This is a genomic window from Aureimonas sp. Leaf427 (assembly GCF_001425485.1).
Lineage (GTDB): Bacteria > Pseudomonadota > Alphaproteobacteria > Rhizobiales > Rhizobiaceae > Plantimonas.
Genome location: NZ_LMQW01000051.1, coordinates 295145 through 316791, shown reverse-complemented (window position 1 = coordinate 316791; position 21647 = coordinate 295145). Strand labels below are relative to the sequence as shown.

General features: G+C 64.8%; 18 protein-coding genes. 10 read left to right on the top strand and 8 right to left on the bottom strand.

Features of this window, described 5'->3' with window-relative positions; genetic code table 11:
- The first annotated feature begins 110 nt into the window (after nucleotides 1-110).
- Both ASG62_RS22215 and speB read left to right on the top strand, forming a co-directional pair.
- Nucleotides 111-707, top strand: a complete 597-nt coding sequence (locus tag ASG62_RS22215) for a recombinase family protein (protein WP_056690559.1) — start codon at nucleotides 111-113, stop codon at nucleotides 705-707.
- A 2394-nt stretch (nucleotides 708-3101) separates the two neighbouring features.
- Nucleotides 3102-4049 (top strand): agmatinase, encoded by a 948-nt coding sequence (gene speB, locus ASG62_RS22210; protein ID WP_056690556.1) that lies wholly within the window; start codon nucleotides 3102-3104, stop codon nucleotides 4047-4049.
- A gap of 165 nt (nucleotides 4050-4214) precedes the next feature.
- On the opposite strand, the gene ASG62_RS22205 is transcribed toward speB, so the two are convergent.
- Complete coding sequence (locus ASG62_RS22205) at nucleotides 4215-5309, bottom strand: COX15/CtaA family protein (protein WP_056690553.1); 1095 nt, start codon at nucleotides 5307-5309, stop codon at nucleotides 4215-4217.
- Between the two features lie 205 nt (nucleotides 5310-5514).
- On the opposite strand from ASG62_RS22205, the gene ASG62_RS22200 reads away from it, so the two are divergent.
- Nucleotides 5515-5745, top strand: coding sequence for a DUF2842 domain-containing protein (locus ASG62_RS22200; protein WP_056690550.1), 231 nt, complete (start codon nucleotides 5515-5517; stop codon nucleotides 5743-5745).
- 72 nt (nucleotides 5746-5817) lie between these two features.
- On the opposite strand, the gene ASG62_RS22195 is transcribed toward ASG62_RS22200, so the two are convergent.
- Both ASG62_RS22195 and ASG62_RS22190 read right to left on the bottom strand, forming a co-directional pair.
- Entirely contained in the window at nucleotides 5818-6315 is a 498-nt protein-coding gene (locus ASG62_RS22195; protein ID WP_056690549.1) for a DUF29 domain-containing protein, read from the bottom strand.
- 116 nt (nucleotides 6316-6431) lie between these two features.
- The gene (locus ASG62_RS22190) at nucleotides 6432-7976 is read right to left on the bottom strand and encodes a hypothetical protein (protein WP_056690546.1); all 1545 of its coding nucleotides are present in this window, start codon (nucleotides 7974-7976) and stop codon (nucleotides 6432-6434) included.
- 182 nt (nucleotides 7977-8158) lie between these two features.
- On the opposite strand from ASG62_RS22190, the gene ASG62_RS22185 reads away from it, so the two are divergent.
- Both ASG62_RS22185 and ASG62_RS22180 read left to right on the top strand, forming a co-directional pair.
- Nucleotides 8159-8719 carry a polysaccharide biosynthesis/export family protein gene (locus ASG62_RS22185; RefSeq protein ID WP_056690543.1) on the top strand — a complete coding sequence of 187 codons (561 nt, stop codon included), beginning with the start codon at nucleotides 8159-8161 and terminating at the stop codon, nucleotides 8717-8719.
- A 294-nt stretch (nucleotides 8720-9013) separates the two neighbouring features.
- Entirely contained in the window at nucleotides 9014-10552 is a 1539-nt protein-coding gene (locus ASG62_RS22180) for an undecaprenyl-phosphate glucose phosphotransferase (protein ID WP_056690540.1), read from the top strand.
- 131 nt (nucleotides 10553-10683) lie between these two features.
- Here the strand turns inward: ASG62_RS22180 and ASG62_RS22175 are convergent, their stop codons facing one another.
- From ASG62_RS22175 to ASG62_RS26795, 3 genes are all read right to left on the bottom strand, one after another.
- Complete coding sequence (locus ASG62_RS22175) at nucleotides 10684-12852, bottom strand: putative bifunctional diguanylate cyclase/phosphodiesterase (RefSeq protein WP_200944643.1); 2169 nt, start codon at nucleotides 12850-12852, stop codon at nucleotides 10684-10686.
- 428 nt (nucleotides 12853-13280) lie between these two features.
- Nucleotides 13281-13820 (bottom strand): formaldehyde-activating enzyme, encoded by a 540-nt coding sequence (locus ASG62_RS22170; RefSeq protein WP_056690534.1) that lies wholly within the window; start codon nucleotides 13818-13820, stop codon nucleotides 13281-13283.
- Nucleotides 13821-13976: 156 nt separating this feature from the next.
- A complete protein-coding gene (locus tag ASG62_RS26795; RefSeq protein WP_156382307.1) occupies nucleotides 13977-14135 on the bottom strand; it encodes a DUF3563 family protein in 159 nt (52 codons plus the stop codon).
- A gap of 238 nt (nucleotides 14136-14373) precedes the next feature.
- Between ASG62_RS26795 and ASG62_RS26790 the strand changes: the two genes are divergently transcribed.
- Nucleotides 14374-14541: a hypothetical protein gene (locus tag ASG62_RS26790; RefSeq protein ID WP_156382306.1), complete on the top strand. Its 168-nt coding sequence runs from the start codon at nucleotides 14374-14376 to the stop codon at nucleotides 14539-14541.
- Nucleotides 14542-14699: 158 nt separating this feature from the next.
- Nucleotides 14700-15380 (top strand): MarC family protein, encoded by a 681-nt coding sequence (locus tag ASG62_RS22165; protein ID WP_056690830.1) that lies wholly within the window; start codon nucleotides 14700-14702, stop codon nucleotides 15378-15380.
- A 405-nt stretch (nucleotides 15381-15785) separates the two neighbouring features.
- Here ASG62_RS22165 and ASG62_RS22160 read toward each other — a convergent pair whose 3' ends face one another.
- The gene (locus ASG62_RS22160; RefSeq protein WP_274532636.1) at nucleotides 15786-17402 is read right to left on the bottom strand and encodes an EAL domain-containing protein; all 1617 of its coding nucleotides are present in this window, start codon (nucleotides 17400-17402) and stop codon (nucleotides 15786-15788) included.
- A gap of 332 nt (nucleotides 17403-17734) precedes the next feature.
- On the bottom strand, nucleotides 17735-19000 hold the full coding sequence (locus ASG62_RS22155) for an NAD(P)/FAD-dependent oxidoreductase (protein WP_056690528.1): 1266 nt from the start codon (nucleotides 18998-19000) through the stop codon (nucleotides 17735-17737).
- A 63-nt stretch (nucleotides 19001-19063) separates the two neighbouring features.
- Here ASG62_RS22155 and ASG62_RS22150 point away from each other — a divergent pair, with 63 nt between their 5' ends.
- Genes ASG62_RS22150 through ASG62_RS22140 form a run of 3 tightly spaced genes read left to right on the top strand, consistent with a single transcriptional unit; the run spans nucleotide 19064 to nucleotide 21644 of the window.
- Nucleotides 19064-19978, top strand: coding sequence for a dihydrodipicolinate synthase family protein (locus tag ASG62_RS22150; protein ID WP_056690525.1), 915 nt, complete (start codon nucleotides 19064-19066; stop codon nucleotides 19976-19978).
- A 5-nt stretch (nucleotides 19979-19983) separates the two neighbouring features.
- Nucleotides 19984-20982 (top strand): 4-hydroxyproline epimerase, encoded by a 999-nt coding sequence (locus ASG62_RS22145; protein ID WP_056690523.1) that lies wholly within the window; start codon nucleotides 19984-19986, stop codon nucleotides 20980-20982.
- Nucleotides 20979-21644 carry a GntR family transcriptional regulator gene (locus tag ASG62_RS22140; RefSeq protein ID WP_056690520.1) on the top strand — a complete coding sequence of 222 codons (666 nt, stop codon included), beginning with the start codon at nucleotides 20979-20981 and terminating at the stop codon, nucleotides 21642-21644. The genes ASG62_RS22145 and ASG62_RS22140 overlap by 4 nt, the downstream gene beginning before the upstream one ends.
- Nucleotides 21645-21647 lie beyond the last annotated feature (3 nt).

The following is a 21647-nucleotide window of genomic DNA, read 5'->3' as shown; positions in this document are numbered from 1 at the left end:
GCCCATGTGAGACGCTGGCTCGACGTCAGTTTCAGTTTCATATGCATTCCTTTTGACATTTGAGACAATAAGTCTCATAATGTCAAAGAACCATGTGAGACCTGAAATCTATGACAACACAGCTTATCGGATACGGCCGAACAAGCACCGTCGATCAAAAATCGGGACTCGAGGCCCAGCGGGCAACCTTGGAAGGGGTTGGCTGCCACAAGCTCTTTCTGGAACAGATTTCTTCGGTTGCGATCCATCGACCGGCATTAGAGGCTGCTCTTAGCTACGTGCGCGAGGGCGACGTTTTGATTGCAACCAAGATCGACCGCTTGGCGAGGTCGATGTCGGACCTACTGATGATATGTCGACGCCTCGACGAAAAGGGGGTTTCTCTCCGAGTCTTGGCTATGGACCTCGACACATCCACAGCGACAGGGAAACTCATGCTTCATGTCTTAGGCAGCGTTGCTGAGTTTGAACGGACTATGATGCGAGAGCGGCAACTGGACGGCGTTCAACGCGCCAAGGCGGCAGGGGTGTATAAGGGACGTGTGCCAACGGCGATGAGAAAGACCGATGAGGTTATCCAACTGAAGGCTAGGGGCATGACTGCAAATGAAATCGCCCAAGCCGTTGGAATTAGCCGAGCTTCAACTTTCAGAATACTAGCATCTTTGAAAGATAGATCACCGGCTGACCGTCAAATAGAAGGCTGAGACTCGCGTCTATCGAGTATATCGAAGACCATTCCGTGAAACTCACGATATAGACCGATACCTAGATCGCCGTGAACTTCACCGGAGGTTATTCTGTGTGTCCTCACCTCGTCCGTTTCAAACCTTGCATATCCATAGAGATCATCACAAGCTTTTAGTAGGTCTATTACGTTTACGATGTATCCGGCAACTTCATGAAGGTTGCTGGGACGCCCTCGCCTTCCATTGCCAACCCTAGTCGTTAAACCCTCCAGACGCGACTGGAGGACTTGAATACGACTAAGAATTTCGGCATAGACGCGAGACTCGCCCTCTGTATGCGCTAGTTCGACCATCTCACGAAGCGCGAAGATGACGTCGGCACTGATTGGCTCATACTCAATGTGGCTGGCTGAGATAATCTGTCCAGGCCGTCTCTGTAGATGAGAATAGAGGGATGTCAGAGTGCAGCCAATCCTACGCGTCTCGCGTGACAGAGCGGACAGCTTAAGCGATAGATTGGACCTCGCACCAAGAAGACGCTGCGCACGCTCCTGTAGGCGGTGCCGTTCGATCTGACTGATTTGTTGTCTTACCATGGTCCCGGCGACAATAACCCCGGCTAGAGTTACTATCGTACCGAGGAGAGAGGCACCTTGGCTTCCCCACTGGAATGTAGTGAAGTCCCCTATCCATCCCCATATCAAGCGTCCGCAGGCTTGCGTTAGTAACCTCTGGCAGTAGTTTGGGATTAGTTCGACCAGCCTTGTAAATGCAATGACGATCCACGCGATCCCCAAGAGGGCTAGGACGACCTTTCGTTTTCTCACAACTAATCCCCACGTCCGACGCATGACTTCCTAAATGCAGCCGGCTCGTCATCCTAGCGATTGTGCGAACCCATATACACCAACACAGCGATTTGTCGCCTTATGGTCAGGCTTCAGTCGCCATTCGTGTTGCATTTCGGCGACAGTCGGATGGTAATTGTCGGAAAGGCGATGAAATTCGAACTTTTGGCTTGGAGTCCTCGATTTTCCCGTACGAGCACCCATACATAAGTGGAGAAGCAGGTTTCGTAGGCACTCAAAAGCCCTCGCGACCCTGCCTCTTAAGAATTGAACATAGCCGCCCCGTATGGGACAGCGGTCCGGGTGACTAGCCAGGTCAGGTCCGGGATACCGTTTGGGTTCGGAAAGCCGAACTAGCCTGTGGTGACAGGCGTAAAGCGTCGAGATTGATGGTGCCCGCGCACTCGTTGATCGAGTTCGCAGGAGTAGGAGCCTGTAGCTGGTTACCTACAGAGGCACCGTCATATCGATGTGGCGGCACACCCTCGCGTCATACCTTGTTAAGGTGAAGCATTTCAGTAAAGGCCGACCGCATGACCCCGGCCTACCACTACGGTGGTGAGATCATCGTTATGGTTCCTCGTCCTGATATCAGCAAACCTTCGCTTTCGCCGGAGACGGCGAAGCTATGTCCCGAGCCATCCTTCCGCAAATATTAGATAATAATCTTTATTAAGAAATAGAAAGTAGTGTGCATCCTATTCATTTGAATGAACGCTCTCTTGAACACGTGTTCATAATTGTTTCTAACCGATAGAGGACTGATGGATAGCTCATTCAGGGACGTAGTTGACTCTCTCCATCAATCATATGTTGCTCTCCTTAATATGACGCCAATAGAGGTAGGCAAGCCAAAGCCATATCCTCCACGCGATTCGGGAGTTTATCTATTCAGTCTAGATGGAAACCCTCAATACGTGGGTCGAACTCGGAACTTACGAAACCGATTCGATGCCCATCGTCTCCCCTCCTCTAAACATTGGTCAGCAGGATTCGCCTTTCAGCTTGCAAGACAGGCAACCAATCACGTTACAGCTTCATATGGGAGTAAGAATCACCTTACTAGACGCCAATTGATGGAGAATGAGGATTTCAACATCGCTTTCTTGGCTTCTAAGCTTAAGATTAGGACCATGCAATTCCAATACGTCTTGGAATCCAACTCCATAAGACAAACGGTCCTAGAGGTCTACTGCGCGGTTGTCCTTAACACCCCTTACAACAAGTTTGAAACTACCTGATAGTTCGGAACATGCGGAGCCTAGAAGAGGTCATGGTCCCCTTTGTATCACGCAGGCTACGTTCCAAGACACGTACCTTCCTTTGACATCGCGTTGACAAAGATAAATCGACTTCTGAAACGCCTGTGTAGGAGGGCTTTCAGCATGTTCCTGTTCTCGAAGCGCTAAGCTTTCGGTACATCCCATTCGAAAAAGGCCGCGAAGCACCCGCTTCGCGGCCTTTTTCATGGGTCCTCGCGGCGTTGTGCAAAGCCGTGCATCTTCAATGTGAGGTCCACATCCGCTAGGGGGAGCCGACCTCAACGCAGCGGGATGCGATCCTCATGGCCGGCACGACCATCGACAACGCCTTCACGGCGACGACCATCCTCGGCGCCGCGGGCGATCCGACCTATGCGGGCATCCCCTCCTTCATGCGGCGGCGCCTGACGAAGGATGCCGTCGGGGCCGACGTCACCGTCTGGGGCATACCTTTCGACGCCTCCGTCTCGAACCGGCCGGGCACGCGGTTCGGACCCTCTGCGCTTCGGAGGGCCTCGCAGATCTTCGACAACGATCCGCAATATCCCTTCCACCGCGATCTCTTCGAAGCCCTCAGCGTCGTCGACTACGGCGACTGCCGGCTGGACTACCGCCTGCCCGAGACCGCACATGCGACGATCCTCACTGAAGCGCAGAAGCTCCTCGGCCAGAGCGGCTTTCTGCTGACATTGGGCGGCGATCACTCCATCACCTTCCCCCTGCTCCAGGCCCATGCCGAGAAGCACGGCAAGCTGTCGCTGGTCCATTTCGACGCGCATCAGGACACATGGCCGCTGGCGGGCGAGCGGGTGGATCACGGATCGTTTCTGACGGCCGCGCTGAAGCACGGACTGATCGACCCGGAGAGCTCGATCCAGATCGGCATCCGCACCCATGCGCCGGAGACGGGCGGGCTGGAGATCATCCACGGCAACGAGGTCGAGGACCTCACCTCCGCCGAGATCGCCAAGCGGATCTACGAGCGCACGGGCGGCACGAACGTCTACCTCACCTTCGACATCGACTGCCTCGACGTCGCCTTCGCGCCGGGCACGGGAACGCCCGTCGCGGGCGGTCCCTCCAGCGCCAAGATGCTGGCCGTCCTGCACCATCTGAAGAATCTGCAGATCGTCGGCGCCGACGTGGTCGAGGTCTCGCCGCCCTACGACCACGCCGACATGACGGCGATCGCGGGCGCGACGGTCGCGCTCTACGTCATCGGCATCCTGGCGGAGAAGAAGGCCGGCTGAGACTTCGATTCAAGCGCTTGCGAGACTGATTCAAGAGGCTCGCGCAGTGAGTCCGGCAATCGGCCCAAGCCTTTCTTCGAGCACATCTTTCACAGTCCGCAGACGAAAAGGGCGGGAGCGGCATCATCGCCGTCCCGCCCTTTTCCGCTTCGAACGTCCGGCCGATCAGTGCCGCGCGGGCACGCGGTACGGGCCCTTCAGGCCCCGCGCATGGGCGACCGCGAAGGCGAGCACGACGAGGGCGCCGCCCTGGTGGAGAAGCGCCCACTCGATCGGAACGGCCAGAAGCAGCGTCGTGATGCCGAGCATAGCCTGGACGATCACGAGGCCGAGGAGCACGACGGCGCGGCGCGCATGGGTCGAGCCCGGCGCCTGCTTCACGGCGGCGACGACATGCACCAGCACCACGGCGAGGAGCAGATAGGCGCTCATCCGGTGCACGAACTGCACCGTCATCACGTTCTCGAAGAAATTCCGCCAGACCGGTTGCATGACGAGAAGCCCCTCCGGCACGATCCGTCCGTCCATCAGCGGCCAGGTGTTGAAGGTGAGGCCAGCATTGAGGCCGGCGACGAGCCCGCCGAGATAGATCTGTGCCAGGGCCAGAAAGACGATCAGCCCGGCAGCGTGCACGGAATGCTCGGAGGGGGCGTCCTCGTCGGAATGGGGCGCAAGGCCCCGCGCGACCCAGATCGTCGAGGCGAAGATGATGCAGGCGGTCGTCAGGTGGATCGCGAGGCGGTACTGGCTGACATCGGTGCGCACGGAGAGGCCCGAGGCGACCATCCACCAGCCGATGGCACCTTGCAGAGCGCCGAGGGCGAGAATGCCGAGCAGCTTGGGCTTCAGGCCGGCCGGAATGCGCCCCGCGATCCAGAAGATCGCCAGGGGCACCGCGAAGATCACGCCGACGAAGCGGGCGAGAACCCGATGCGTCCACTCCCACCAGAAGATGGTCTGGAACGCTTCGAGGCTCATGCCCCGGTTGATCTCCTGATATTGCGGGATCTGCCGATAGAGGTCGAACTCCTCCTGCCATTCGGCGAGCGAAAGCGGCGGCACGATGCCGTGGATCGGCTTCCACTCGGTGATCGACAGGCCGGACTCGGTCAGCCGCGTCGCGCCGCCGACGAGGACGAGCGCGAAGACGACGAGCGCCACCACATAGAGCCAGATCCGGATCAGGCGGCGATTGGTCTCGTCGGACGTGCGGGTCCGCGCGGCGTAGGGGGAGCCGGCGGCCGGGTAGGTGGTCGACATGCGCAAAGGGTCCTCTCCACGCGCCCTCGGCCCGTGAGGTCGCGGGAGCCAAGGGAGCTTGCGGTTCATCTGAACGCCCCGCCCCGGCTTTTCAAGCCGCCATCGGCCGCATCCGATGGTCGCGGCCTGCTTGGAGGACTGGCCATATCAGGCGCAAAAGCCCATAGACCGTGCCAACCGCAACGGAGCCGCAAGGAACGCGCCGATGCCGATCCGGCTGAAGAAGTTTATCGGAGCGATCCTGCTGATCGTCCTCGTCGTGGTCTACGCGATCTTCGCGACCGCTTTCGCGACGCTTTATCTGGCGGAGGCGAGTGGCTTCGTTCACCTCGCCTATTTCCTCGTCACCGGCCTCTTCTGGATCGTGCCGGCCATGGTGGTGATCAAGTGGATGGAAGGCTACTCGCCCCGTCGTCGAGCGTCGGACGGGAAGTAGGACCCCGTTCCGCCGACCGCCTATCGGGCAAGGTCGGGTGTCTGATTCACGCCAGTCTTCGTGGCGATAGCCTCAGCCATGGTCCGCGCTGTCTGAACTAGCACAGGACGCCACGGTGGCGGCGGCCCGCCGAGGGCTGAAATCCGGGGCGAGAAGCTGATCCAGCGTCAAAGGGCATTCTTCGGGTAGCGGAGGAACGGCGACGCCATGTTCATCCAGCGAATCCGCCGCGTTTCGCTTGGCGAGCTGCCAGATCTTCGGCAGGTCCAGCCGCTGCCGAAGCCCGGGTGAATAGGCGAGAACGGCATCTCCCTGAAACCCGGACGCTTCGCCCACCCAGTGAGCGACGGACGGCGCTTCATGATCGAATGCGATCTTGACGAGATGAGTCAGGGTCTGTCGAAGCAGGCTCGAGATTTCCCGGATCTCGGCACGACCCATATCCTCGATTTCCTCGGCCAGGTTTTCGATGTCGAGACGATTGGAGCTGAGGGGCAACGCGCGCAGAAGGGCCGCCTGGTCCTGCGTCCAGCGGTAGAAATCCGTGTCGTGCTGCTGCGACGGAGTCATGGCAGTCTCCCTTGAGAGACTGTCCGAGACGTGTCGGCCAAGCTCCCTCCAGAGGAGCACTTTATAGAGCAAGTCCACGGCAGGCAGAAGGCGGCCCGAACGAAGCTGTCTGCGCGTCAGGCGGCTCTGGCGATCAGGTGGAGATTGCGCGGATAGGCCGACATGAGCAGCGCCTGGCGCCCGCCGCAGTCGGAAAGCTCGCTCATCCGCTTTTCGGCGGTCTCGTCGGCGCCCGGGCTCATCGAGACGATGGCCGCGCTCCCGTCGCCGAGGAGACCCGTCAGGCCGCGAAGGGACATGGGTCCACCCGCGACGACGACGCAGTCGTAGACTTCGGCCAGCGTCGCGAAAAGCTCGCCCAGGCGCTCGGCCTGGATCGGAGCGGCCATGCCGTCGCGTCCCCAGACGATCGCATCGGCGCTGCCGGCCGCGTCCCGGTGAAGGACGGCCGCGATGGTGGCCGTGCCGGTCAGAAAATCGGAGAGGCCTGGCGCGGTCTCCTCGATGCCGAGATCGCTCGCCAGGACGCGGTCGAAACCGAGATCGAGAAGAATGGAGGCTTTGCCCCGCAGGGCCAGCGCCCGAACGAGATCGACGCTCGCGCAGCTGCGCGCGCCCTCGCCGGCCTCGACCACCAGCATCGTGCGAAGGCCGTCGGCCAAAGCGACATCCGCTATGTCCTCGGCTTCCATCGAAAGCAGAACCGGAGCAGATCGGGGCAGCTCGAGAATATCCGCCTCGGGGAGCTTGTCGCCGGTTTCGATAAGGCGCGGCGCCGATGCCGGATCGGGCCGATTCTCGTCGCCCGCCGGAGAGAGCTCGGGCTCCACGATCGCGACCGCAACGGAGCCGATACCCTCCGGGACGATGGCGGGGGGAGCCATCGCCGCGATGGTCTCGATTTCCCCGGCGTCGAGCTGGACCTCCTGACGACCGTCCGTCGCGTTCCCCTCGCCGAACTCGGGTTCGATCGGCGACGGCTCAATCCTCGGCGGCAAGGCGGTCGCACCTCGCGCGGCGGAGCGTCCCGCAAGCTTCGGCTCGTCCCATCGGTTGCCGGCGAGACGCCGGCGACGGGCCTTCAGCTCCGAGGCCGCGGCGTGAACGGAAGCGGCGAGCAGCCCGGCAAGGCCGGCAAGGGCCGCTGCGGGCAAGGCAGGCGATGCGGCGGCGGATTCGCCGGGCAGAGCGAGGTCGGCCAGAACGCGCGGCATCGGGGCCGTCGCCTCGCGCGGACCCGATGCCAGGACATCGCGGGCGGCGCGAGCGAACTCGCCCATCCGCGCATCCGTCAAGAGTTCGCCGGACCCGGCGGGGGCGGAGTGCAGGATCTCGGCCAGCCGCGCGACGGCCGGACGGTCGGGGTCTCGGCCGGACATCAGATCGGCAGACGCCTTGAAGCCGGAAGCCAGGGCATTGCCCGCCGTGACGGCCAGCTCGCCGAGCGATCCGGCGACGGGCCCTGCGGAGACGGAGCCGCGATCCATGAGAATGATCCGCGTCGCCGGCTGGACCGGCAGAAGAAGGCTGCAGAGGCCGAGCGCCGTCCCTGCAGAGGCAGCGGTGGAGAGGAGAATCGCCGCGCGGCGGCGCCAGAGGGCGCCGGCCAGCCAGAAACCCCGGTCGGTCTCGCGCGCCTGTTGAAACGGTCCGCTGGCCATCGCCGCTCTCCTGTCCTGACGGGAGGCAAAATTCTACGGACATGGTTAACAATGCATTAACGTTTCCCGCCTGGGTGGTCGCGGGACGCCGAACTGGTCATGCCGGGGTAAGGTTATTATTCTCTAACGATGGCCGGCGGGCGAGGCATCGCCACGAGTCGGACGATCGGGACAGAGCGGCCATGCGCATTCGAGCCATCAGCCTCGCGGGAGCGATGTGCGCGGGTCTGTCCGCCTGCACGAGCTACCAGCCCGCGCCGCCGGCCTTCCACAAGGCGCTGAACGAGCCCTACCACCTGGATTCCGGGGACAAGGTGCGCGTCACCGTCTTCGAGCAGGACGGGCTGACCAACACCTATGCGATCGACAAGGGCGGCTATCTCTCCATGCCCCTCGTCGGCACCGTGCCGGCGCGTGGTTCGACGACGAACGAGCTGGAGGCGACGCTCGCCGCGAAGCTGCGCGACGGCTACCTGCGCAATCCCGACATCACGGTCGAGGTCGATCAGTATCGGCCCTTCTTCATCATGGGCGAGGTCGGAACGGGCGGGCAGTACACCTATGTGCCGGGCATGACGGTGCAGAACGCCATCGCGATCGCCGGCGGCTTCTCCCCGCGCGCCGAGCAGCGCACGGTGGACGTGACGCGGCAGGTCAACGGCAAGGTGATGAGCGGACGGGTGCTGACATCCGATCCCATCCTGCCCGGCGACACGATCTATGTGCGCGAGCGTTTCTTCTAAGCCCTGATCTTTCGAATGCGAGGCTTTCGGCGGGGTCTTCCGTCACGCCTCTCGTCTAGGGTCGGCTTCGTTCCCGCTGCAGCATGCGGCCTTGGTGACGGCATGTTCGCCGCGGGAACACGGCGGCATGGCGGTTCAGACATGGATTGCTGCACCGCAGCGCAGACTGAAAATTAAGCCGCAACAGCTAAGATCGAGACATCTCGGCGGCTCGCCGCCGATCTCTGCCGACCCTTGCGACACGCGGGCCACGACGCGGGTCGAAGCCCGCTGCGAACGGCGCCTGGAGGCGACATGGATACGATCGACGGACATCTGCCCTTCACTCCCGATGCCGTCAGGGCCTTCGACGGTCCCCTGCCCCATATCGGGACCGGCGAGCTGAACGCCTATGCCGCGCAGGCCGCGCTCCAGTTCAAGCGCAAGGTCATGTCGCCCGCACTGCTCAGCGGCATCTGGCGAATCGTCGAGTTCATGCTGCTCCTTTCGGTCGCGGCCACCATCTACGTCGCCCATGTCGCACCGGTCAGCCCCGATCATCTGCGCTACCTCTGGCCGTCCGTTCTCGGCGCCGGCCTCGGCGTCGCCGCGATCCAGCTGGGCCAGGGCTACGAGATCGGCTTCCTGCGCTCGCGCTCGCGCCAGGTGATGCGCGTCACGCTCGCCTGGGGCGCGGCGCTGGCGGTTCTCGCGGTCGTGCTGTTCTTCGCCAAGGTCACGGACGATGTCTCGCGCATCTGGCTCGCCAGCTGGTTCGCGCTCGGCACGGTCTGCCTCGGCATCGGGCGGCTCGTGCTCTCCGCCAATATCAGGCGCTGGGCGCGCAACGGCGTGATGGAGCGCCGGGCGGTCATCGTCGGCGGCGGCCAGGGCGCCGAGGCGCTGATCCGCGGCCTGGAAATGGAGACCGACAGCGACATCCGCATCTGCGGCATCTTCGACGATCGCGGCGACCGCCGCTCGCCGCCGCTCGTCGCCGGCTATCCCAAGCTCGGCAATATCCGCGAACTCGTGGAGTTCGCGCGCCTCGCCCATGTCGACATGCTGATCGTCACCCTGCCGCTGACGGCAGAGAAGCGCGTGCTCTCGCTCCTCAAGCAGCTTTGGGTCCTGCCGCTCGACATCCGCCTCTCCGCCCATGCGACGCAGTTGCGCTTCCGTCCGCGCTCCTACTCCTTCATCGGCGACATCCCGATGCTGGACGTCTTCGACCGGCCGCTCGCAGACTGGGACTGGATCGCCAAGCGCATCTTCGACCTCGTCTTCGCCTCGGTCGCCATCGTTCTTCTCGCCCCGCTGATGGCCCTCGCCGCGCTGGCCGTGAAGTGGGACTCCAAGGGGCCGGCGATCTTCCGGCAGAAGCGCCACGGCTTCAACAACCAGGTCATCGAGGTCCTAAAGTTCCGCTCGATGTTCCACGAACAGTCCGACCCGGCGGCGGCGAAGATCGTCACCAAGGGCGATCCGCGCGTCACGCGTGTCGGCCGCTTCATCCGCAAGACCTCGATCGACGAGCTGCCGCAGCTTTTCAACGTGATCCTCGGCCAGCTCTCGCTGGTCGGTCCCCGGCCGCATGCCGTCTACGCCAAGTCCAGCGGAAACGAGGCTTTCGTCGAGATCGTGGACGGCTATTTCGGTCGCCACAAGGTGAAGCCGGGGATCACGGGCCTTGCCCAGATCGAGGGCTACCGCGGCGAGATCGACGAGCCAGAGAAGCTGAAGAAGCGCGTCGAATACGATCTGCGCTACATCGAGAACTGGTCGGTCCTGCTCGATCTGAAGATCCTCTTCCGCACCCCGCTGAGCCTTCTGAAGACCGAACACGCCTACTGAAGGCATAGCCAAGCGCAGGCAAACGAAGACGGGCGGTTGGCGATGGCGCCAGCCGCCCGTTTTCGTTCATCGTCGTTCAGGATCGATGACGGGACGCCTCACTTTCGGCCACGAGGACCGAGCAGCCAGCGTCAGGCGACCGCGTGCCTGCTCTGCCGGGCCAGCAGCAGCCGCGAAAAGTCCTCGGCCGGCATCGGCCTGCCGAAGAGATAGCCCTGCCCCTCCGCGCAGTGATGGCGCATGAAGTCGGCCTGTTCCGGTGTCTCGATGCCTTCGGCGATCACGTCGAGATCGAAGCCGCTGGCAAGGCGCGTGATGGCTTCGACGATCGCGACGTTCGAGCGCCCCAATCCGGAGCCGCTGACGAAGGAACGGTCGATCTTCAGGCGGGAAACGGGGAAGTCCTTCAGCATCGTCAGCGAGGCATAGCCCGTGCCGTAATCGTCGAAGGCGATGCCGACGCCGATGGCGCGAAGCTCGTGGAGGATCGAGGTGATGCGGCTTTCGTTCTTGAGGATCGTGTTCTCGGTGATCTCCAGCTCCAGCCCGCCCGCGGGAAGGCCGGCATCGCGCAGGGCGGCGGCGACGACGGCCGGCAGATCGCCGGAGCGGAACTGCGCGGCGAAGAGATTCACCCCCATGCGGAAGGTGGATGCGCCGAGCGCGCGCCATTCGGACGCCTGGATGCAAGCCGTGCGCAATATCCACTCGGAGACGGGAACCGCGAGCAGCCCCTCCTCCAGCGTCGAGAGGAAGGCCGCGGGCGAGAGGACCCCGCGCTCTGGATGGTTCCAGCGGATCAGCGCCTCGGCCCCGACGATCGCGCCGTCCCGAAGGCGCACCTGCGGCTGATAGTAGAGCTCGAACTCGCGGCGCTCCCAGGCCTGCCGGACGCCGGAGCTGAGAGACTCGCGGGCGTGTTCGAGGGGGCGGAGTTCCTGGGTGAAGAGCCGGACGGGCCGCTTGCCGTCCGCCTTCGCGCGATAGAGGGCGAGATCGGCATCCGCCAGGAGCCGGTCGGCCTGCCATTCGCCGCCCTCGGAGACGGCGACGCCGCAACTGGCGCCGACATAGACGCAGCGCAGTCCGATTTCGATCGGGCGGACGATCTCCGCGATGGCCGAATGCGCGAGGGCGGTCGCCGCCATCGGATCGGCGTTCCCCTCGACGAGGATGACGAACTCGTCGCCGCCGAGGCGCGAAGCGAGCGCGACCCCTTGCGACAGATGATCCAGACGGGCGGCCACCGTCTTCAATACCTCGTCGCCGGCGGCATGGCCGAGGCTGTCGTTGATTTCCTTGAACCCGTCGAGATCGACGAGAATGACCGCGGCCGCCCTGCCGCCGTCCGCCGCGGCGGCCATGCGCTGCTCCAGCACGCGCCGGTTCGACAGGCCCGTCAGCGAGTCGAAGTCCGCGGCCCGCTTCAGGCCGGCTTCAGCCGTAATCCGATCCGTGATGTCGCGGATGATGGCGCCGAATCGGTGCGCGCCGGCCTCCTGCCAGTGCGACAGCGAGAGTTCGATCGGAAACTCGCTCCCGTCCTTTCGAACGGCGGACACGGTGACGAGAGACCCGATGAGCCGGGTCGGGCGACCCGAGACCGCGCCCTTCACGCCGGCCTCGTGCATCGCGCGCTGGGCCGGGGGAACGATGATCGAGAGAGACCGGCCGACGGCTTCGGCGGCGGAATAGCCGAACATGCGCTCTGCCGCGCCGTTCCAGGTCAGGATGCGGTTGTCGCCGTCGGCGCAGATGATGGCGTCCACGGAAGCCTGCGCCACCGCGTCGAACCGGCGCTTGCCGCTTTCCTCCGCCAGGGCCGCCCGTCGGGCTTCCAGGCGCTCCAGGACCATTTCGGCGAGATCACGCAGCGCTTCTCGGTCCGCCTCGCCGAAGCCATGCCTCGGCGTGGTGTCCATGATGCAGAGGCTGCCGATCACCTGCCCTTCCGGCGAGACGAGAGGCGCGCCGGCGTAAAATCTGATCTGCAGCGGACCGGTGACGAAGGGCGAGGAGCGGAAGCGCTCGTCCAGCGTCGCGTCCGGCACGACGAAGATGTCGCGCTCGAGGATCGCATGGGTGCAGAACGACCCCTCGCGGCTCGACACGCAGAAGTTCACGCCCTGCCGAGCCTTGAAGAACTGATGGTCGGCCGCGACGAAGGAGATGGCGGCGATGGGCGCGCCGAAGAGACGCCGCGCGTGGCGCACGATGACGTCGAACCCTTCCTCGGGCCCCGTGGCGAGGATGTGGAAGGACTCCAGCGATCGCAGGCGCCGGTCTTCGCTGTCCGGCATGGGATAGCTGGGCGTCGGCGACGATCCCTTTGCCGCGTCCCTCATCGCAAAGGGCACGCGAAACGGGGCACGGCGACCATCGCCCATGGGTCGTCACGCATTCGGATTGCTTCCTCTCGTGAGCCGTGCGACCGAACCGCCCGCCGTGACGAGAGGCGGCGACGTTCGTAAGCGCGGCTGACAGGAAGCCTCTCACGCAGGTGTTACCGTCGTCTGACCGCAATCCCCCTCATTCGGGGCTCGATCGCTATTGTTCGAGAGGTGTTGCGACGGGGACGGCCCGCGATCCGGTCGGCCTGCCGGACCGTCGGCTCGGAGAGGGCGCGACGCCGCGTCCCCACGAGGTCGGGCCCGAAACGACGTGGGGGCCCGATCGGGCGGAGCCACGATCGAACCCCCACGGGTTCACGGATTCAGGCGGCCGAAGCTCAGTTCTCGACGATGCCGCTCAGCGCGTAGTGCTGGATCGTCTTGCGGTTGGCGATCAGCTCGTCGACCGTCGGCTTGCCCGTCATGGCGCGCGAGATGGCGATCTTGGTCGCTTCGTAATTGGTGCGGTAGAGATCCTTGAGGTCGATCTCGGCATGGCCGGGGCAGCGGGGGTCGAGCCAGATCATGATGATCATGCAGAGCTCTTCCGCGTCATCCTTCGGCAGGATGCCCTCGATCAGGCAGTCGACGATCGCGTCGCCGGTCGCGCCCTGAACGACCCCGCCGAGAAGGGCAATGTAGCCTTCCTCGCGGATCGTCGCCTTGGTCGTCATCATCGTGGCGGGGCGCACGAGCTGGTTGAGGTCGCGCACGACGAACATGCGCGTATGACCTTCGACCTGGCCCATCATCGACGCGAAAGCCTGGCCGACCGGACCCCGGACGGAGCCGATCAGCACTTCCGGCATGGCGTCGGTATATTGTCCCTCGGCGGCGAGAACGGTCGCCTCGCCCGTGCGGAACCAGATATCTGTCATGCACTCGCCCTCTTCGACGCCCGTTGAGCCGTTTCAGAGCTTTGGGCGAAGTGGGCGAGAGTCGCAAGCCGGAAGACCGGCTTTTCACTCGGATGAAATCACTCGAGGTCGTTTTTCACCGGAAGATCGACGCGAATCCGCGCCGAACCGATCGGATCAGAACGGATAGTTGCGGTTGCGGAACTGGCCGCGGTCGATCTGACGCTGGCGGCTTTCCAGGTCGATGATCGAAACGGCCTCGTTGAGGTATTCGGTCTCGAGGCGGTTGGCCGTCTGGCCACGGAAAGCGGAGCGGAGCTTCTGCATGAGGTTCATATCGGTTCTCCTTTCCGTCCAAATCTGGGTTAAATCGATTGATGTTGCAACGCACAAACCTGCATGCGAGCCATGCCCTGAGAAGGAGGCTCTTTAACGAGGCATCAACCTTTCGCATCGATGAACGGCATCGATCCCTTCGAACATGATTTTTATACCGATCGATAATAAACGCTTGACCGGCGCTCGGGCTTGCTCCATTTCCTTCCCTACCGAACGGTAGAAAAGGAGGTTCGCCATGACCGAAGACGACGCGCGCGGCGCATTCGACACATACGAGCCCTTTGCTTCTTCGAATGACATGGACGGCGACAGCGATGCGTCCCCGGCCGAGAAGAGCGGCGAGCGCGAGGCGGAGAGTCTGGCCGAGCGGCTGCGGGCGCTCGAGGCCTTCAGCGCCGCCTGATCTCGCAGGGCCATCCATTCGCATACCGAGGCGCCGCACCCGTGGGCGGCCTCGGTGCCCCCTCGTTTCGGCCCCGAACGGCGGCGCGAAAAGCGACCTCCCCCTTGCTCCAGGTCGCTGGCCGGCCCACCATCGGCCGGCGGTGCATGGGAGGCGGCATGAGCGACGATTTCGGCGTGGTGAGGAGCTTTCTTCTCGCCTTCACCGCCCTGTTCTCGATCGTCAATCCGGTGGGCACCGCCTTCATCTTCAGCCAGGTCACGGCCGATCGATCGCATGGCGAGCGCCAGCAGATCGCCGGCCGCATCGGGGTCTATGCTCTCTTGGTGATGCTGGGCGCTCTCTGGGGCGGCACGGCGGTCATGGACTTCTTCGGCGTCAGCATCGCCGCCCTGCGCATCGCCGGCGGCCTCGTCGTGGCGGCCTGGGCCTGGGAACTGCTCTCGGCGCCCGAGCAGCGCGACGAGCGAAAGCAGCGGCAGGCCGGCGAGGCCCTCGGCTCCGCCGACGTCGCCTTCTTTCCCCTGACCATGCCGATGACGACCGGGCCGGGAACGATCTCCGTCGCCATCGCGCTCGGCTCGAACCGGCCATCCGGCGCGGGCGGCTCGATCGGCTTCGTCACCGCCACGTCGCTGGCGGCCTTCGCGGTCGCGGTGCTGATCTGGCTCGCCTATCGCTGGTCGGACACGATCACCAACCTTCTCGGCGAGACGCGCGTCCAGGTCGTCACCCGTCTTTCGGCCTTCCTCCTTCTCTGCGTCGGCACGCAGATCACGCTGAGCGGCGTCCTGGAGGCGCTGGCCGCGGCGGGTATCGGACGCGGTCCCGGCGCTTAGCAACCGCAGCAATCAAGCGGTCGAGAGCATCTTCCTTCCTTCGATCACCGTTGCGGCACCGTCTGCGCTCCTCCCCGCAACCGCCTCGAATCGCAGAGGATCACTCAGAGATGCATAGCAGCCATGCGTTCGGGCGGCTGACATGATGCGTCGCAGCATGTATAGATCTTCCTGCATCGTTTCCTCCCAGATACATGCATAAATTCAAACCCGCCCGGTTCGTCCGCGGCGGGTTTTTTTTGTCCTGTAGGCGGGATGCTCGATCGTCCGGACTCGATTACGCCAGCGGCTCCGACCTTCGACATGTCGGAGCCGAAGCCGTTACGGCGGCGTCGGCCGCCGCCGCGCCTCCCGAACCTTTGGGGGGCGCGGGATACCGGCAGTCCTTCGCCAGCGCCGCCAGCATCAGTCGTGGAAGAAAGACACGATCTCGCCCTTCGGCACGGGTCGGCTGAAAAAGTAGCCTTGGACCTGCGAGAGGCCTTCCGCCCGCGCGATGTTCAGCTGGGCTTGCGTCTCCACGCCCTCGACGAGCGTCGTCATGCCCAGGCTGACACCGATGCCGGCGACGGCGCGGATGATCGCCAGCGCATCGCCGCGCGTTTCGGCCGCGACGATGAAGGACCGGTCGATCTTGATCTTGCCGATGGGAAAGCGGCCGAGATAGCTCAGCGACGAATAGCCGGTGCCGAAATCGTCGATGGCGAAGCGAATGCCGAGCGCGCTCAGCGCATCGAGGTTCCCGAGCGTCGTTTCCGTATCGACGAAGAGGGTGGTTTCCGTCAGCTCGATCTCGAGGCGATGGGGATCGAGCCCGGTCTCGGCCAGAATGCCGATCACGGTTTCGGCGAAGGTCGGCCGGCTCATCTGCGCGCTGGCGACGTTCACCGCGACAGAGATATGCGCCGGCCAGGCTGCCGCATCCGCGCAGGCGCGCCGGAGCACCCACTCGCCGAGCGGTGCGATCAAGCCGATGTCCTCGGCGATACCGATGAACTCCATCGGCGGCAGCAGGCCGCGCGTGGGATGGCGCCAGCGCACCAGCGCTTCCACGCCGACGGTCCTGTTCGTCGAAATATCGACGAGCGGCTGGTAGTGAAGCTCCAACTGGTCGCCGACGATGGCCGCGTGAAGCTCCATCTCCAACTGGTGTCGCTGACTGACCAGTTCGGACATGGAAGCGTCGAAGAGATGGATCGCCCCGCGCCCGCTCGATTTGGCGTGGCGGAGCGCCAGATCGGCCTCCCGTAGGAGCTTTTCGATCTGCGGCGCGTCGTCGGTGCAGATCGAGACGCCGATACTGACGCTGATGCGCAGACGGACCCGGGAGAGATCGTAGGGCTCGGCAAGGGCATTGCGCAGCCGGCGCGCGCTGGCGAGAGCGGCACTTTCACCATGGGCGCGAAAGATGACCACGAACTCGTCGCCGCCGAGCCGGCTGATGATATCGCCCTTGCGCGTGTTCTCGCGAAGGCGCCGTGCGACGGCCAGAAGAAGCTCGTCGCCGGAAACATGCCCATGGAGATCGTTGACGGTCTTGAACTGATCGAGATCGACGGAGAGCACGGCAAGCGCCGGCTCGTCGCCATCGACCCCTGCCAGAAGACGTCCCGCCTCCGTGTGAAGCGTGCGCACATTCGTCAGATCGGTCAGCGCATCGTGCCGCGACAGATGGGCAATCCGGGCCTCGGCCAAACGCTGCCGAGTGACGTCCTCGAAAGTCGAGACCCAGCCGCCGCCTTCGATCGACCGGTAGAGAACCGAAAGGATGCGCCCGTCCGCGAGCTTGCGCAGGATGGGTTCGGCCGTCTGAGCCTTCAGGGCCTGCCACGTCGACTCGCGTATGTCTTCGAAGGTCACGTTCGGCGGATAGCAGCCGTGCTCGATCAGCACCTCGCACACCGCCTGCTGCGTCATGCCGAAGACGAGACGATCATGGGGCAGGTTGAAGATCTCGTGGTAGCGCCGGTTGCAGACGACAAGGCGGGACTCCGCGTCGAACATGCAGAGCCCCTGATTCATATGGGTCAGGGCCGCCTCGAAATGCTTGTTGCGCTCCGAGAGCAGAGGGCTTCCCGGCCCCGCCGACGACGACTTCGGACAGGCGTCGGCGACAGCATCTTCCGGCGGCAGTTTGAGACCGCGTTCGATCCCCCTCTTCCGCGTCAACGCCATTTGCCCCATGCAGCCCCCGAGACGATCTTCATGGATCGATCATGTCGGTGGATATATGGCTTCAAGCGCCTTGCAATTCGATGAAGAGTACTGGTCAAAAAACTGGAGCGTCAGTCGAATCGCCGGCCTCCCGAGCAAGCGCTCCAATCGGCACCGGGATACTGCTTGCATACGTATGATCAGACTCGTGAAGCGTTCCTGGGGGCGAAGCGCTCGAGACTGAGGGCAGAGGCGAGATCCGCCGGCAATCCCGGGCCCGCCATCATGCTCGACACGAGTTCTCCCGTGATCGGGCCGAGCGTCAGTCCGAGATGCTGATGGCCGAAGGCGTAGAAGAGATTGTCCGCCGCTTCGGACCGGCCGATCGCCGGCAGGTAGTCGGGAAGGGTCGGGCGCGCGCCGGCCCAGCGCGCAGGCGTGCCGCGCAGGGGCAGGCCCAGTTCTCTGACATGGCGCTCCAGCGTCCGCCAGCGGCGCGGATCGGGCTGCGAGCGCGGCCCGGTGAACTCCACGAAGCTCGCCGCGCGAAGCCCTGCCGAAAAGCGCGTCACGATCATCGAGCGATCCTCGAAGACGACCGGCGGCGTGCCCTCCGGCCAGCCATGGTCGGGGCTTTCGATGTGGTAGCCGCGCTCGGCGATGATGGGAACGCGCGTGCCGAGCGGCTCCAGCAACTGGCCGGCCTGCACCCCGGCTGCAAGGAGCACGCGGGCCGGCTCCAGCGTCTCGCCCGACGCCAGCGCCAGCACGGCTCTCGTGCCGCGAAGCGTCAGACCCCGGACCCGATCCTCCCGCATCTGCCCGCCGGCCGCGCGGAAGGCGGCGAGTAGCCCCTCCCGCAAAGCCGCATGGCTCGACACCTGCGCCGTGTTCTCGAAGATCAGCGCGCCGGCGGGCGGCACCGCCATGAGGCGACCCAGATCCTGTCGCTCGGCCGGCGTCGCGACGCGAAGGCGCGCCGTGCCGATATCGGCCGAGGTCCAGGCCTCGACGCCGCGGGCCGCCGCACGCGGATCGTGCCAGACGACGATATGCCCCTCCTCCTTCAGGATGCTCTCGCCGGGAAGGCTCGCGGCGAGCCGGCGCCAGGCCGGCATGGCATCGGCGAGAAGGCCGCCGAGAATCGCCGCGCCGTGCCGGTATCGATCCGGCGTCGAGGCGCGCGCGAGCCGGAGGGCGAAGGGCAGCCAGTGCCCGACATCGCGAAGGGGAAGCGACAGCGCGCCGCCGGCGATCGTCAGCCGGCGGGGCGCCGAGCGGATCGTGGCGAAGGAGGCGAGCGGGGCGACCTGCTCGATCGCGATGTGGCCCGCATTGCCCCAGGAGGCCGCCAGGTCCGGCCCGCCGGAGTCGACGACGAGGGTCGAGACCCCTGCCCTCTGCAGGGCAAGCGCCGAGGAAAGTCCGACGATTCCGCCGCCGATCACGACCGTATTGGCTGCCACTTGACGCTCCCCGACGTTTCTGTCGTATATCGTATACGATTTTTGAGCGAAAGGAAGAACGAGATGACGACCGGCTGGCATGGCGTGTTTCCCGCAGTCACCACGCAGTTCGACGAGACCCTCGCGGTCGACCACGACGCGACGCAGAAGGTTCAGGACGCGCTGGTCCGCGACGGCGTGAACGGTCTGATCGTCATGGGCACCTGCGGCGAAAACAACTCGCTCGACCCCGAAGAAAAGCGCACCATCCTGAAGGGCGCGGTCGAAGCCGTCGCGGGCCGCGTGCCCGTCGTCACCGGCGTCTCCGAGTTCGACACCCGACGCGCCGTCGCCTATGCCCGCGACGCCGAGAAGCTCGGCGCGGACGGCCTGATGCTGCTGCCGGCCATGGTCTACGTGCCCAAGCCCGCCGAGCTGGTCGCCCATTTCAAGGCGGTCGCCGAGGCGGTGAGCCTGCCGATCATGCTCTACAACAACCCGCCGGCCTACCGCGTGAACATCGGCGCCGACGTGCTCCACGCGCTGGAGGACGTGCCGAACATCAAGGCGGTGAAGGAGAGCGCGCCCGATCCGCGCCGCTTCACCGACCTCCTCAACGAGTTCGGCGACCGCTACGAGCTCTTCGCCGGTCTCGACGACGTCGCACTCGAAGGCCTCATGCTCGGCGCCAAGGGCTGGGTCTCCGGCCTCACCAGCGCTTTCCCGCAGGAATCCGTGCAGCTCGTCGCCGCCGCCGACCGCGGCGACTGGGAGACGGCCCGCGCGATCTACCGCTGGTTCATGCCGCTTCTCCATCTCGACGCCGAGCACGATCTCGTCCAGTCGATCAAGCTGGCCGAACAGATCATGGGCCGCGGCTCCGAGCGCGTGCGCATGCCGCGCCTGCCGCTGACCGGCGCGCGCCGCGCCGAGGTGACGGCGATGGTCGAGCGGGCCGCCGCGACGCGCCCGAGCCTTGCTCCCGCCAAGGCGGCCTGACGCTCATGCGGCACACGTTCTTCTGCATCGACGGGCACACGGCGGGAAACCCCGTGCGCCTCGTCGCCGGGGGCGCGCCGCTCCTGCGAGGCGCCTCCATGTCGGAGCGCCGCCAGGACTTCCTCCAGCGCTTCGACTGGATCAGGACCTCGCTCTGCTTCGAGCCGCGCGGCCACGACATGATGTCGGGCGGCTTCCTCTATCCGCCGACCCGCGAGGACACCGATATCGGCATCCTCTTCATCGAGACGAGCGGCTGCCTGCCCATGTGCGGCCATGGCACGATCGGCATGGTGACCTTCGGCCTGGAACACGGGCTGATCCAGCCGCGCGAGCAGGGCAAGCTGCGCATCGAGGTGCCGGCCGGCATCATCGACGTCGCCTACGGCACCGAGGGCGATCGCGTCAGCTTCGTGCGCATCACCAACGTTCCCGCCTATGTCGCGGCGCGTGGCATCGCCATCGACGTGCCGGATTTCGGCCCGCTGTCGGTCGATGTAGCCTATGGCGGCAACTACTACGCCATCGTCGAGCCGCAGGGCGCCTACACTTCGCTGGACGATCTCGGGGCGGCGCGGCTGATCGAGCTGTCCGCTTCCGTTCGCCGGCTCGTCGGCGAGGCCTTCACGCCGGTTCATCCGCTGGACCCGACGATCCGCGGCGTCAGCCATGTCCTCTGGGCCGACAAGCCTCGCGGTAACGGGGCGGACGGGCGCAACGCCGTCTTCTACGGCGACCGCGCCATCGACCGCTCGCCCTGCGGCACCGGCACCTCCGCCCGCCTCGCCCATCTGGCGGACAAGGGGAGCCTCGCCGTCGGCGACCGCTTCGTCCACGAAAGCTATATCGGCAGCCGCTTCACCGGCCGCGTCGAAGCCAAGACGGACCTGGCCGGCGAGGCCGCCATCATCCCTTCGATCGAAGGCTCGGCCATCGCGACCGGCTTCAACACGATCTGGATCGACCGGGCGGACACGTTCTGGCAGGGCTTCCAGGTCGTATGAGCGCGACGCCGCTCCTCGTGCGGACCGGTCTTGCCGCGCGCATCGTCGATATCGTCCGCGACCGGATCGTCGCGGGCGAGCTGTCCGAGGACGGCGCGATCCGGCAGGATGCGCTGGCGGCCGAACTCGGCGTCAGCAAGATCCCGCTGCGCGAGGCCTTCGCCAAGCTCGAACAGGAAGGCCTCGTTCTCGCTAAGGCCAATCGCGGCTATTTCGTGCGCCCGCTATCGGCCGCGGAAGCCTACGACGTGTTCGAGCTGCGCCTGAAGATCGAGCCGGACGCGGTCGCGGCGGCCTGCGCGAAGGCGAGCCCCGGCGACATCCTGGTCGCCCGCGCGGCGCTGGCCGCTCTCAACGCCTCGGCCGCCGGCGGCAAGGCGGCGGCGGGTCCGCTGAACCGGGCTTTCCACATGGCCCTGGTGCGCCCCTGCGCCCGCCCCGTGACGATCCAGACGACCGAACGCCTCCAGATCATCGCCGAGCGCTACGTCGTGCACCATCTCCAGGCGAGCGGCCGGCCGGACCGGGCTATCGGCGAGCACGAGGCCCTCTTCGCTGCCTGGGAAGCCAAGGACCGCACGGCCTCCGCCAAGCTCTGCTCGGCTCATATCCAGGGCACGCTGAACGATTTGACGATCGAACTCGGCCGCAAGCCCAGCTGACGC

What these genes read in the sequence shown, in the direction of transcription:
- ASG62_RS22215 (WP_056690559.1), top strand. Translation starts at nt 111, where the DNA reads ATGACAACACAGCTTATCGGATACGGCCGAACAAGCACCGTCGATCAA.
- speB (WP_056690556.1), top strand. Translation starts at nt 3,102, where the DNA reads ATGGCCGGCACGACCATCGACAACGCCTTCACGGCGACGACCATCCTC.
- ASG62_RS22205 (WP_056690553.1), bottom strand. Translation starts at nt 5,309, where the DNA reads ATGTCGACCACCTACCCGGCCGCCGGCTCCCCCTACGCCGCGCGGACC.
- ASG62_RS22200 (WP_056690550.1), top strand. Translation starts at nt 5,515, where the DNA reads ATGCCGATCCGGCTGAAGAAGTTTATCGGAGCGATCCTGCTGATCGTC.
- ASG62_RS22195 (WP_056690549.1), bottom strand. Translation starts at nt 6,315, where the DNA reads ATGACTCCGTCGCAGCAGCACGACACGGATTTCTACCGCTGGACGCAG.
- ASG62_RS22190 (WP_056690546.1), bottom strand. Translation starts at nt 7,976, where the DNA reads ATGGCCAGCGGACCGTTTCAACAGGCGCGCGAGACCGACCGGGGTTTC.
- ASG62_RS22185 (WP_056690543.1), top strand. Translation starts at nt 8,159, where the DNA reads ATGCGCATTCGAGCCATCAGCCTCGCGGGAGCGATGTGCGCGGGTCTG.
- ASG62_RS22180 (WP_056690540.1), top strand. Translation starts at nt 9,014, where the DNA reads ATGGATACGATCGACGGACATCTGCCCTTCACTCCCGATGCCGTCAGG.
- ASG62_RS22175 (WP_200944643.1), bottom strand. Translation starts at nt 12,852, where the DNA reads ATGCCGGACAGCGAAGACCGGCGCCTGCGATCGCTGGAGTCCTTCCAC.
- ASG62_RS22170 (WP_056690534.1), bottom strand. Translation starts at nt 13,820, where the DNA reads ATGACAGATATCTGGTTCCGCACGGGCGAGGCGACCGTTCTCGCCGCC.
- ASG62_RS26795 (WP_156382307.1), bottom strand. Translation starts at nt 14,135, where the DNA reads ATGAACCTCATGCAGAAGCTCCGCTCCGCTTTCCGTGGCCAGACGGCC.
- ASG62_RS26790 (WP_156382306.1), top strand. Translation starts at nt 14,374, where the DNA reads ATGACCGAAGACGACGCGCGCGGCGCATTCGACACATACGAGCCCTTT.
- ASG62_RS22165 (WP_056690830.1), top strand. Translation starts at nt 14,700, where the DNA reads ATGAGCGACGATTTCGGCGTGGTGAGGAGCTTTCTTCTCGCCTTCACC.
- ASG62_RS22160 (WP_274532636.1), bottom strand. Translation starts at nt 17,402, where the DNA reads ATGAATCAGGGGCTCTGCATGTTCGACGCGGAGTCCCGCCTTGTCGTC.
- ASG62_RS22150 (WP_056690525.1), top strand. Translation starts at nt 19,064, where the DNA reads ATGACGACCGGCTGGCATGGCGTGTTTCCCGCAGTCACCACGCAGTTC.
- ASG62_RS22145 (WP_056690523.1), top strand. Translation starts at nt 19,984, where the DNA reads ATGCGGCACACGTTCTTCTGCATCGACGGGCACACGGCGGGAAACCCC.
- ASG62_RS22140 (WP_056690520.1), top strand. Translation starts at nt 20,979, where the DNA reads ATGAGCGCGACGCCGCTCCTCGTGCGGACCGGTCTTGCCGCGCGCATC.